Origin of the sequence: Flavobacterium daejeonense DSM 17708, assembly GCF_000425425.1 — a bacterium.
Lineage (GTDB): Bacteria > Bacteroidota > Bacteroidia > Flavobacteriales > Flavobacteriaceae > Flavobacterium > Flavobacterium daejeonense.
Genome location: NZ_AUDK01000001.1, coordinates 1 through 12,793, shown reverse-complemented (window position 1 = coordinate 12,793; position 12,793 = coordinate 1). Strand labels below are relative to the sequence as shown.

At 36.7% G+C, this 12,793-nt stretch carries 10 protein-coding genes and 1 tRNA gene; 5 read left to right on the top strand and 6 right to left on the bottom strand.

The window, feature by feature from the left end; translation table 11 throughout:
* Nucleotides 1-16: 16 nt before the first annotated feature.
* From H599_RS0100050 to H599_RS0100035, 4 genes are all read left to right on the top strand, one after another.
* Nucleotides 17-1,846 (top strand): RagB/SusD family nutrient uptake outer membrane protein, encoded by a 1,830-nt coding sequence (locus H599_RS0100050; RefSeq protein WP_026712240.1) that lies wholly within the window; start codon nucleotides 17-19, stop codon nucleotides 1,844-1,846.
* A gap of 16 nt (nucleotides 1,847-1,862) precedes the next feature.
* Nucleotides 1,863-3,437 (top strand): DUF5123 domain-containing protein, encoded by a 1,575-nt coding sequence (locus tag H599_RS0100045; RefSeq protein WP_026712239.1) that lies wholly within the window; start codon nucleotides 1,863-1,865, stop codon nucleotides 3,435-3,437.
* A 124-nt stretch (nucleotides 3,438-3,561) separates the two neighbouring features.
* On the top strand, nucleotides 3,562-5,046 hold the full coding sequence (locus H599_RS18925) for a right-handed parallel beta-helix repeat-containing protein (protein ID WP_051590581.1): 1,485 nt from the start codon (nucleotides 3,562-3,564) through the stop codon (nucleotides 5,044-5,046).
* A 106-nt stretch (nucleotides 5,047-5,152) separates the two neighbouring features.
* Entirely contained in the window at nucleotides 5,153-6,160 is a 1,008-nt protein-coding gene (locus H599_RS0100035; RefSeq protein ID WP_081810465.1) for an alpha/beta hydrolase, read from the top strand.
* A 58-nt stretch (nucleotides 6,161-6,218) separates the two neighbouring features.
* On the opposite strand, the gene H599_RS0100030 is transcribed toward H599_RS0100035, so the two are convergent.
* From H599_RS0100030 to H599_RS0100010, 6 genes are all read right to left on the bottom strand, one after another.
* Nucleotides 6,219-6,292 (bottom strand) — tRNA-Trp (locus tag H599_RS0100030).
* Between the two features lie 158 nt (nucleotides 6,293-6,450).
* A complete protein-coding gene (locus H599_RS20675) occupies nucleotides 6,451-6,786 on the bottom strand; it encodes a hypothetical protein (protein WP_155960705.1) in 336 nt (111 codons plus the stop codon).
* Nucleotides 6,787-6,845: 59 nt separating this feature from the next.
* Nucleotides 6,846-7,952 (bottom strand): hypothetical protein, encoded by a 1,107-nt coding sequence (locus tag H599_RS0100025; protein ID WP_026712237.1) that lies wholly within the window; start codon nucleotides 7,950-7,952, stop codon nucleotides 6,846-6,848.
* Entirely contained in the window at nucleotides 7,939-9,048 is a 1,110-nt protein-coding gene (locus tag H599_RS0100020; protein ID WP_026712236.1) for a DNA adenine methylase, read from the bottom strand. Before H599_RS0100020 ends, H599_RS0100025 begins: the two co-directional genes overlap by 14 nt.
* Nucleotides 9,049-11,658 carry an AAA family ATPase gene (locus H599_RS0100015; RefSeq protein WP_026712235.1) on the bottom strand — a complete coding sequence of 870 codons (2,610 nt, stop codon included), beginning with the start codon at nucleotides 11,656-11,658 and terminating at the stop codon, nucleotides 9,049-9,051.
* Nucleotides 11,658-11,960 (bottom strand): helix-turn-helix domain-containing protein, encoded by a 303-nt coding sequence (locus tag H599_RS0100010; protein WP_026712234.1) that lies wholly within the window; start codon nucleotides 11,958-11,960, stop codon nucleotides 11,658-11,660. The genes H599_RS0100015 and H599_RS0100010 overlap by 1 nt, the downstream gene beginning before the upstream one ends.
* A gap of 645 nt (nucleotides 11,961-12,605) precedes the next feature.
* Between H599_RS0100010 and H599_RS20465 the strand changes: the two genes are divergently transcribed.
* Nucleotides 12,606-12,793 (top strand): phage integrase N-terminal SAM-like domain-containing protein (locus H599_RS20465; protein ID WP_316930430.1); only part of this gene is annotated, 188 nt, incomplete at its 3' end.

The window sequence follows — 12,793 nt, the reverse complement described above, 5'->3', positions numbered from 1 at the left end:
TAAAGAGAATTTCAAAATGAAAAAACATATTATAATTACAGGATTAGTAATCGCTGGACTATTCAGTTCCTGTCAGGAATTGAGTTCTGATTTTTTAGATACTAAAACAACATCAACCCTAGAAGAATCCGTAATATTTTCGGATGCTACTTTAGCAAAGGGGGCAGTTGATGGAATAAAAGATCAGTTTGGACAAACGAACTCTTACAGAGGACGCTTTTTACCATATTATGGATTAAATACAGATGTAGAATGGAATCTTAATTTAGGAGCTGGTGATGCCGGATCCGAGTTAAGTAATTATGCTGCAACACCAACCAATACCATTATGAATATCGATTCTCAAGGGAATGTAAACGCCTTAAGTACTTGGGGGATTATGTATTCAGGAATTGAAAGAGCCAATATTTGTATCAGAGGATTGCGTACTTATGGGAATCCTCAGCCAGGAACGGAAATGGGATATCTCTTAGGAGAATCATTAACTTTAAGAGCGATTTATTATGCCGATTTATTAAAGGCTTTTGGAGATGTGGTAGCTCGTTTTGAACCGATTAGTTCAGAAACTTTATATTTGGCAAAGTCCAATCGTGATGTGGTATATAAACAACTGCTTGCAGATTTAGAAGAAGCAGCCACTTTAGTGCCTTGGCCAAATGAAACCTCAAGAACAGTTTCGGTAGAACAAGTGAATAAAGCATTTGTTAAAGCATTTCGTGCCCGTTTAGCGATGGCAGCCAGTGGTTTTCAAAGATATCCTGATGCGGTTCGCAGAAGTACAGATCCGGATTTATCCGTTGCTAAAATGTATCAGTTAGCTTTAGACGAATGTAGAAGTGTTATCAGTAGTGGTACGGCGCATTTAGAATCTTCTTTTGAAACTTTATGGAAAAAATATAATGCTGAGGTAGTAACAGCGGGTGGAGAATCACTTTGGGAAATTCCATTCTCTTCTGGTCGTGGTCGTATGCTGTTTACTTTTGCTGTTAAACATTCCGGAGTAGATCAATTTCAGGCGCAAGGTGCCAGAGGAGGTTCAGCAGGACCGCTTCCAACAGTTTTTTATGATTATGATCAGGCCGATAGCCGCAGAGATGTAACCTGCGTACCTTATAAGTGGGGAACACCAGTTAATGAAATAGCCAAACAGGAATTAGTAAAATCGGATACCTGGTATTTTGGAAAATTCCGTTACGAATGGATGACCAGAAGAGTAACTTCTACGAATGATGACGGGGTGAATAAAATTTATATGCGTTATGCCGAAGTGCTTTTGATAGCTGCCGAAGCTGCTAATGAATTAGAAGGACCTGCTGCAGCAGCTCCTTATCTGAAAGAAATTCGAAGAAGAGCTTTTGCCTCGGATGTACAGGCTGTAAAAGTTGATGCTTATGTAAATGCTTTAACTACTAAAGAAGCCATGTTCAACGCAATTGTAAATGAACATAAATTTGAGTTTACCGGAGAAATGGAACGTAAACAGGCTTTGATTCGTTGGAATTTATTGAAAACTAATTTGGAGCAGGCTAAAGAAAAAATGACCAATTTTAAAAACCGTGTAGGCGAATATGCCGATGTGCCAACCACTTTGTATTATAAATATAAAGAGGATGGTATTACCTTAGATATTTATGGGTTAAACAGAGGAGAAACTACTAATCCGGGAGTCGCTTATTCCAATTTCAATTGGACCAAGTTTGATGATGAGACGGCAAAACCAAAGGTGATTAATTTATTCAAAGAAGGCGTTAATCCGGATGACAGACAGTTCTGGCCGATATGGCAGGTTTTCATTACCGCTAGTAATGGAAAATTAGTTAACGATTATGGTTACGGAGACAATTAATTAAATGGACGAAATTATGAACAAAATAAAATATATAGTAAAAGGACTGCTGGTTTCACTTCTTTTGGTGTTGTCCGTAAGCAGTTGTGACAGTTATAATGTCGATTTGATTGACGAATTGTTAGTTGACAGAGCTTTTTCTCCAATAGATCTAAAGGCAACTGTTAGAAACCAAACAAATGTGGAGCTAAATTGGACTACTCGTGAGGATGTAGATCATTATGTGGTGGAGTTTAGTGCCGATGATGAAACTTTTGCAACAATTGATAAAACGGTTAATGTTCAGGCAACAGAATTACCGGTAACCGTAGCATTAGAGGGAGAAACCAAATATTCGATTAGAGTAAAAGCAGTTAGCGCCAGAGGATTAGAAGATTCAAAATGGTCTGTGGCTACTGCAACCACACTTTCTGAGCAAATATTTTTGGCCAGTCTGGATGGCGATGTTCAGGCAAAACAAGTGACTTTAAGATGGCTTGCTAATGCTAATGTAACTAAGATAGTTCTTAGTCCGGGTAATATTGAACATGTAATCACTGCCGATGAAAAAACAGCAGGTGTTGCTGTTATTACAGGCTTAACCGGCGAGACAAGTTATAAAGCAGAATTGTTCAACAATACCAAAAAAAGAGGAGAATTGAATTTTACCACTTTAGTTGATATTGGGAATGGTATTTTAATCCAGCCTACTGATGATTTGAATGCAAAAATCCAAGAAGCCACAGCTGGAGATGCTTTGTATTTAGCTCCGGGAGATTATACCGTTTACTCTGGTGAAATTATTATTAATAAATCAATTACAATCAGAGGATTGTATCCTTATGATAAACCTCTTTTGCATGTTAAGTTTAAATTAGCTTCTGGTTTGGCAAATTTATCATTAATTGATTTGAATATTGCTGGTAAAGATTCTCAGGGAATAGTTATGGCAGATGCTTATGCGATTACTTTGGGTGATGCCAATACTACTTATGGCGATGTATTAATAAGCGGTTGTGAAGTACATGATTTTGACCGTTCATTGATTTATGGTTCTGTTGCAGGTTCAAAGTTGAATTCTTTTACAGTAGAAAATAGTATTGTTAAGAATGTAAATATTACAGCAGGTGCTGATTTTATTGATTTTAGAACAGTTTATGTAGGTGCAATCAATCTTAAAAATTCCACATTTAATAGCTGTTCCATAGGTCGTGATTTTGTTCGTGTTGATGCTGCTTCGGGCTTTTCCGGTACAGGATTAACTACTAATGTGTTAATTGATGGCTGTACACTTTACAATGTTTCTTCTGGTGTAGCAGGAAAAAGGATTCTTTATATTCGTTTTGTTTCTAATGCGTCAACGGTTAAGAATTCAATTTTTGCAAATACAATTGCCATTTATTCAAATCAGGCAGCAACTTCATCTCCAACATTCCAAAATAACAATTATTTTGGAGCTGATGGGCTTATTACAACTAATACCAAATATGATTCGTCAACTAGTTTGACAACACTGGATCCTGGATTTACTAATGCTGCATCAGGCGATTTCACCATTAGTAATCAAACCTTAAAAGATAATCTGATAGGTGATCCTCGTTGGATTAAATAACAAATAGAGAATAATCTGCGGAGAGGTATGCGTCAGCATGCCTCTTTAGTTTATGACTTTTCAAAAGCGAATATAACTTTTAGCGTTTTGAGAAAAGTCAGCTATGGAAATAATGAAAATAATCATGAAAAATATTTTGAAAATAGTGTTTCTGCTGACACTTTTTGCCTGCTCAAAAGATGAGGCAACGGCTAATGAAAACAACAGTAATAACGAGAATAATAATCTGGTGTATGTCTCTTCTGTGGCGATTAGCGGAACAGACATTACTTCCGGAACAACTACACAACTTTCGGCAACGGTATTACCGGCTGAGGCAACTTCTAAAACGCTGGTTTGGAGTTCATCGGATAACAGTGTTGCTACGGTTTCGTCAACAGGTTTGGTAACAGCTCTTAAAAACGGAACGGTAACCATCACGGCAACGGCTTCGGACAAAAATACGGTGAAAGCAACCAAAACAATTGTGATTTCTTCTTTTGTTACAGAACCCGTTTATACCTATACGGTTGCTACTTCGGCAGAATTGCTGACTGCTTTGTCCAAAGTAAAAGCGGGAGAAAGCATTTTCCTCAACGGAGGAACTTATACCATGAATGCCAGAATAACACTAAGTGCTTCCGGAAGTGCCGGAAATGAAATAAAAATTCTGGGTCAGTTAGACGGAGCCCGAGCCAAATTAGATTTTTCTGCCATGCCTGAAAGTTCTTCTAATCAGGGAATCGTTCTTTCCGGAAGTTATTGGAATATCAAAGGAATTGATATTTACAATGCCGGAGATAATGGCATGCAAATAAAAGGAAGCAATAATACGATTGAATTCTGTTCTTTTTCGGAATGTTCGGATTCCGGTTTGCAATTGGATAACGGAGCGTCTAATAACACCATTTTAAACTGTGATTCCTATTTTAATGCCGATTCTTCTTTGGAAAATGCCGATGGATTTGCCTGTAAATTAAATGTGGGAACCGGAAATAATTTTATCGGTTGTCGTGCCTGGCAAAATTTGGATGACGGCTGGGACGGTTATTTAAGAGGAGCCGACAATGTGACTACCACTTATACCAATTGCTGGTCGATTAAAAATGGTTATTTGAAAGACGGAACAAAAGGAGCCGGTGACGGTAATGGTTTTAAAACCGGAGGGAGTGATGATAAATTGTTAAAACACAACGGAATTTACAAAAACTGTATGGCAGCCGGAAACGTAGCCGATGGTTTTGATCACAACAGTAATCGCGGAAATGTAGAAATATACAATTGTTCGGCTTACAGTAATGGAAACAACTATAATTTTAGTTCAACAAATCCTTTAGCTAAATTAACGCTTAAAAATTCCTGTGCAATTGGTGCTTACGGAAGTGTAAAAGCGGATGTTTTGGATGTGACCAATAATGGTTGGCAAAATGGATTGGTAACGGATGCTGCCGATTTTGAGAACACCGATATTAGCCAGTTAATTCAGGCTCGAAAAGCAGATGGAAGTTTGCCTGACGTGACTTTTATGAAATTGAAAACTACCAGCGATTTGATTGACAAAGGAGTGGTGATTGACGGAATTCCTTATTTGGGAACCCTACCGGATATTGGTGCTTTCGAGTTGAAATAACCCCGAAAATAATTACTTTTATATTCCTGAAAATACAATTACAGAAAAGTGATAGTATTTTCAGGAATATTTTTTTATTCAATTTTGAAATTAAATAACAAAAAAGATGAAACTAAAAGGTTTGCAACACTTCAAAAAAAGTTTTCGGTTGGTGTATTTAGGTATTGGGATTTTTGCTGTTCAAAGTCTTAATGCTCAATATTTAAAAGGAATTACTTATGTAAGAGATACTTCTTATGCCAATTATAGTGCTTTCCAAAAAACATTGAAATATTTTCCCAATTGTACATTGGTACCTGAAGTACATTCTGATTTGGTGGTTGAGAAAAAAAATGTGGTTTATGCCACTTACGGAAAGCGCAAGATGCTTTTGGATGTTTTTAGCAATAAGCAAAAAAAAGAAAAGCAAACGGCAATTATCATTATTCACGGCGGGGGCTGGCGTTCCGGAAACCGCACACAGCATTATCCGATGGCGCAAAAACTGGCTAGTCTGGGTTATGTGTGTTTCACGCCGGAATACCGATTGTCAACTGAAGCGCTTTTTCCTGCTGCCATTTATGATGTAAAAGCTGTTATTCGTTGGCTACGGGAAAATGCAGCCAAATACAATGTTGATCCAAACAGAATTGTAGCACTTGGATTTTCTGCCGGTGGCGAAATGGCTGCTTTTATGGGAACAACAGGAAATATGCCATTGTTTGAAGGGGTGGTGACGAATTCGGATTCACAATCACAGGTGAATGCAGTTGTAGATATTGACGGAACCTTGTCTTTTGTGCATCCGGAAGGAGGAGAGGGCGATGATTCTAAAAATATTTCGGCAGGAACCTATTGGTTTGGATATTCCAAAAAAGAGCAACCCAAACTTTGGGAAGCCGCTTCGCCATTGAGTTATGTGAGCGCCCAAACGCCGCCTTTTGTTTTTATCAATAGCTCTGTGGCTAGAATGCATGCAGGAAGAGATGATTTTAGAAAAGTTTTAACCGAAAACGGTATCTATTCCGAAGTACATGAATTTGAAAATTCCCCGCATTCCTTTTGCTTATTCGAACCTTGGTTTAGTCCTACAATTCAATACATCGATGGATTTTTGAAGAAGGTATTTCCTTAAATGAATATTTTTGAAAAAAATAAAGCCGCAGAAAATTTTTCTAGCGGCTTTGTTATTTTGGCACGGGCGGAGGGATTCGAACCCCCATCAACGGTTTTGGAGACCGCTATTCTACCCTTGAACTACGCCCGTAGTTTAAGGCTTTGTGGTCGCAAATATAGCCTTATTTGGCAAAATAACTAACCGCAAAGCCAACTATCACGAATAAAATTGAGTTGTTTTTTATAATCGATTGGTTGTCAGTAAAATATTTTTTTAATCCAAAAGAAAGAATTTTTCCAAAGCTGTAATTATTGATGTTGAGCGAAGTCTCCTGACATGCTGTGGTAACGGTCTAGTGTATGAGCAGTAGCGGATTTCAAGGCAATTACTTGTCCGCTGCGACTAAGTTTATTAAATGCACCAACTTCTGATTTAGCATTAAACCCGCTATTGCTTATACACAATGTTATGCCCTGGCGTTCTTTCGTCCGTGTCTCGCAACCCTTCTTAATATTGAGCTTTACAACCAACTGTCCGAATGTTTTTCTGTCGGGTTGTGTGTTGGCGTTTTTAAAATTTTTAGAAGGGTAGGAGATTTTAAAAAATAATTTTTCTCGGGCGGGAGAGGAGGAAGCTCTTACCACAGCTTTGGCTTTTGGGTCGGCTTTGGGGGCTGTGGTATGTGCTTACACCTGTGCATTGGCTATTTTACAACAAAAATGATGTCGGTTAATGCGGTAAATGTTTGTGGCTTTCCTTTATAACCAAATGAAACTTTCAAATCCTCTGTCTTTTTGTTCTTGAAATTATCCAGATATTTCATTATTGTCGGCTTCAATAAGTCAAGGTTTCGCTTTAGTTTCCATGAATTACCAAAATCATCTGTATCAACTAAAACAAGAAACAGTCTATTTTCTGAGCCAAAACGCATTTCACCTTGATTTTCATAGAGCCATTTGGCTAATATTTTAGGATTAATTTGAACTTCCTTTAAAATATCGGTTTTTTCTTTCTTGAGCGTAGCTAATACGGAATTACAGAATTCATCATTTCTGTCTTTCATTTTTTCTACAATTTCATATTGGATGTTTGCAGGTTTAGCTGTTTTGTCAAACGTAATATTAGCCTCTTTAGCCTTGCTTTTTAGGTATGTCAATTCAACAGGGAGACCTTTTTCTTTCCGTTTGAATTTGATGTATTCGGCAGGCAAATAAGTCACTTTGAGGTCAAAGGGAACATTGTTAATGAAGAAATCAACACTTTTGATTTGTCCCACAGTAGGCAAGACAGCTTTATGTGATTTGAAAATGTGTTCAATCAAAATACTGCTCCAATGGTTGTACCAACTGTTCAGTACATATCCTTGAACGGCAACGTGAATTTCACTTTCAAACTTTGAAAGAAGCGTATCATAGGACTTATGTACTTTCACGTAGCGACTCACTAAATACTTATCCAATGAATTTTGATAATCACCACCCCAATCAAAGTTTTTTAGCTTGTATAATTCCGAGACGAGTTGGTCGGTATTAAGTTCAGCTACCTGTGCCTTGTTCTTTTTCTCAATGTACGAATCGAGAAGTTTATGTGAATGGGAAATATCTTTACAAAGAATACCGAACAACTCTATGAATTGTTTTGCTAAAGCGGTTTCCTTGAGACTAATGCTGTTTTTCTCAACAAATTCTGAAATCAATTCTTTTCGAACAATTGATTTCGTTTTTAACCAAAGTAATCCTTCGCTGTTTGAACTAAACTCTTCAAGTTTTTCGCTTTCGTGTAATTTTTTCCAGTAGTTAAAGTCCTTCATGTATTTTTTGTACTTCTTGATTTTTATTGATAACGTGTTTCTTTTTCGGTTTGCAGACAAACAATACTTCATGACTTCCGGCTACACTTCCCTTTCCACCTCTACCATTTCGGTATGCTTTTGCCTTAACTTCTACATCCTTATATTTTGAGATGATTTTGGTTAGTTCTTCAACGCTTGGATAACTACGGTCATTATAGCTGATTAACCAATGTGGAATTTCCTGCGAATACTCAAACAGTTTTTCAAAGGAGTCAACAACATCCCGCTTTTTGTCAAAACCGCTAAAACGCTGTGGTTCGTAGCGTTTAATTCCATTTATAAATTGCTTGTCTTCCCAGTATTCCGTATATGTCTCCAACAAGTGATAGAAACTTTGATAATCTGCATGGCTGTCACAATAAGGAGGGTCAAAGTAAGCTAAATCAACATTGTCGAGTTTTGGCAATAAGTCAAGAATGTTTTCATTGAAACTTTGATTTTCCTGTTTATTATCAAATACGGCATTATTGTATTTGGGAAGTAAATCTTCAAAAATTTCTTTAACTGGTCTTATCAAGCTTCTGTTACGTTTAATTCGTTCAGGGTCGCTTGCATATTTTAAAGCCTGTGTATGACCAAAATGCCCCATTGTAATTTTCCTTGTCATACTCCTGTTAATGATTGAATAGACTAAAGCCTCTTTGTAAGGATTATTCAATAAGGGAATGTTGGCTCGGAAATTATCTAAAAATTCAGCTTCCTCTTTTTCAAAAAATACACCTGTGAATACAGATTCAATTAGCTGATAATCTTCTTTGTTTTTTGCTGTTTTAAAGAGAACTTCTAAATCTTCTTGGGTAATCTTTTCTTTTGCATTTTCAATTAATGCTAAACCTATTTGGTTATTGAAATTCAGGAAATCATTTGTAATGGTTTGAAATCCATTTTGTTTAAACAGGAAAGCAACAGATTGGGAACCTGAAAAAGCGTCAAGAGCCGAGTTAATGTCTTTTGGAATAAATTTTTGAATCCATGCCAAGTGGGTATGTTTAGCACCCAAATACTGTGGTTCAGGAAATTGATAATCGAAATATGAGTATTCTTCAAATAGCATTTATTTTGTTTCTTTTAATTCGGAAATTTTCTTTTTAACTGCATTAAACCGTTGAATCTCTTCGTTTAGATTTTCTATTTCGGGTTTCTTATACGCATACTTATCACTATGAGAGTGCCCCTCCATATATCGACAACATTGATAAAAGCTGTCGAGCAATTCATCTCTTATTTCAGTTGTGAAGAACACGCTTTTGAGGCTGTCAACACTGACCCTTTCTTCAAAGCGTTGAACTACTCCTTTGAAAAGCCCAAAAACAACCTGAGTTTCGTAGCTTGTTCGTAAAGCAGCAAAGCCATTTTTTATTTTATCTTCCCTAAGTTCAGGTCCAACTTTTTTAGCCTCTTCATAATATCCTTGTGCTTTGCCTGATGTTTTGTAATCTTTTTCGAAGGAAGGCGTATTTTTCAACCATATTTTACCTGGTTGGCTTCCTCCAACATTTTCAATCCAATGACAATCATTAGAAATATTTGCCTCTTTACAATGGTTAATTAACGATGAGACGAAAACTAAATCATGAGTAAAAATAATTACCTGTTTTTGTGTTGTTTCGTTTACAAGGCGTTTAGCAATTTCACTTTTTCGTCTGTCGTCCAAAGAAGTAACTGGGTCGTCAAAAATAATTCCTTTGTTTACTTCCGATAATTGCATTTCTGCAAGAAAATCGGCAATGGCAATTACCTTTTGTTCGCCTTCGCTTAAAACAGCATTTGGATTTCTTCCCTTTAATTTCAGTTGCCTATATGATTTACCTGCTGAACCTGTGTGATTGATATCAATTCCAAAATTACCGTTAAGTTTTTGGCACTCCTCATTAAAGACATCAATGTATTTTTGGTTGAAATATTTATCTGATAAAGCTTTTTCGGTGTCTGTAATTTTACGCTTTGCAAAACTGGCTTTCGCTGCTTTTTTAAGCCAAACCTGATTATTGAAGTAGGTTTCAAACTTTGAGAAATGGGTATTGAATTTCTCCTTGTGTTCCAAAAGTGTTTTTGCTTTCAACAATTTAGCCAACTGCTTTGCTTGCTCATCTTCCCTAATAATCTTGATGGATTTGTCAATAGCCGTTTCAATAGTGGTGTGGTATGCCGTACTGTTTTTTATTTCCGCTCTTTCGTTTGCTGTTTTGCTTTGAATGTCGGAAACAATGTTTTGAGCAAGTATTTTCTGTTCAGAAAGTTTTTTCCCTAACGCTTCTAACTCATTAGGGTATTTTTCGGTCAGCCAAACTGTAAGTGTGTTGTCTTGCGGAAACAAGTCAAAGTTTAGTTTCTCAAACGTTTGCTTTACTTTTTCGAGTGATTCTTGTGACTTTTTTGCATTTTCTTCGGCTACACTCTTTATAAATTGCCAATAATTGGCAATCAGTTTTTCGGCATCTTCTGAAAGCGGTTGCTGACAAAGTATGCAGTTGTCACCATTTTCGGGATAGACTTCATTTTCAGATTTCTGTTTTTTGGCAAACGCTTCGGCTGCTACAATAAAATTTTTCCATTCTTCTGTTCCAATTCCTTCAATTTTATCGGTTTTAAAGTTTTCAATTCCTTCGGCTTTGGCTGCTGCCGCTTTTGTGATGCAGTCTGTAATTGCATCTTTGACTTTTGTCAGATAGTTTCTTTCAAAATATTTATTTAGGGTTTCGATTGAAGTTTTATTTTCACCTAATTGCTTTTTGATTGCTTCAAGGTTCTTTAGTTCTTTCTCTCTTCCTTTTGAAGCTAAAAGAAGCTCATCATATTGTTTCTGAATTTTTTCTTTTTCAGCTTTATCCTCATCAGAAAAAGGAGTGTGTTTTTTCAGGTTGTCAATGTTTGTTTGAGCATTTATGTTCTGAACAATGGTTTTAATTTCTGATTCTCCATCAAACAAAGCGGAAAGGTCATCTGCTGTATTTCCTGAATTTTTAGTTGAAATGTCAGAATTTAGTTTTTGTTCAACACGAATAACCGCATTGGTATATTCAGCAAAAAAGCTTAGTCCTGCTGGTCTAAACTCAAATTCATTTTTTTCAGCAAGTTGTTTAAACAATCCTTTGCCGTCAAAAACAGCAAACTGCTCAAACTCGGCATTATCTTTTTGTGAGTATAATAAAGGAATATCCGTATTGTTGGATTTAAATGTAAATTTTGCATTTACAGGTTTGTGTCCACTTTCAAGATGAACGTTTTGTAAAATATCTTCGGGTGCTTTTGAATAGAATACCTTTTTTAGCAACCTTGCATAGCCGGACTTGCCCGAACCATTTGCACCATAAACTATTGTGAGGTTAGAGCTAAAATCAATAGTTTGGTTTTCTGTCAAGGCGTTTACACCTTCGACATTTTCAAGCTTGGTTAAAAGTAAATCAGGTTTGTAATTTCCTGCATTTGCCGAATTGTAGTTAATTTCAATTTCAGGTTTTTCTGTTTCCTCATTGAGTTTTAGTTCTTCGAGCAAAAATGAATATGAACTGTCAATATCGTTATCCGAAATAGCATTTCCAGACAAAATCTTTTCAGCAAGATATTTTGCCCAATAGGGAAGTCCATCAGCGAATTTCTTCACTTCCGTTTCAAGTGTTTCCACTTGCTGTTCAACTTCTACTATTTCATTTAATTCATCCATTACTTTCTTTTTGCCATAATGTATTTTACCTTTTCTTCTGCTTCATGCAAGGCTTTCAATGCCACATCTTCGTCTGCCACCTCATATACCAACTTGTCAGACAGCCAAGAAACAAGTAAATCATTTTCTTTGACCTTGAAAAATTGGGCAAGTTTTACAATCTGTTCACGGCTTGCATTGCGTTGTCCTCTTTCAATTTTACTTAATATTGCTTGGTCTATATCAAGGAATGCCGCAACTGTCCGAAGTGGCAATTCCTTGTCTTCCCTCAGTTTTCTTATCGTTTCGCCTAAGCTGTCCATTTTGAACAATTCTATTTTGAATGATTTTGTCAAAAATACGAAAGTTATCATGGAAAACCATCTAAATAGACTCCAAAGTTTTTAACAGATCATTATTGTTAGGCGGGTAGGAAAAATTGGCTCTTTTGCAAAACTTGGGTTGTGGGTCGGCTGGTGCGGTTTTGCAAATGTGCCAATGTGCGGCTGCTAAAATTATTTTTTAAAATGTGCGGTGGGAAAAATTTTAAAAACATTCGGGTCGGTTTGTCTTACCGTGTCAATTTGTTAAAGAACGCTTTTAAGTCAGTCCGCTTAAATTGTCAGGGTGTAAAAGTTTCCGTTTTTTAGTCGTCACTCAAGGTTGCACTGTCTTTTTACGCTTGGGCATAACGTCCCGCCGGCTTTGCGAAGTTTGGGTTTATATTGCCCCGAACCTTTCCATTTAGGACTTAGCCAAATATACAAAAAGATCCTTCCATTAATCACTTCCGCCCAAATTTCGCAATACCTTGTTGAACTAAACCTTCGGTAGCACTTATTGAGATTTAGTACCTTACGAAGATAATTAAAAATCGTAAAGTATGGCTACAAAAAAAGCATCCAGATGAATTAAGAGAGAATAAAATTCTGCAGCAAGCCAAGCGAGAAGTTCCCGGATTTGAGGAATTGTTGCAACGTTTTGAACGCACCGTCTCTGTTTTGGGTAGAAGTGAGAGTACCTTTAATAATTACTCTCGCCACGTGGCGGCTATTTCGCTCTATTTTGGCAAAATCCCCACAGAATTAGATCCCGAACAAGTACAGGACTACTTGTTTTACTTGCAGAAAAAGTCAAAAACCCCATCGCAAACTTA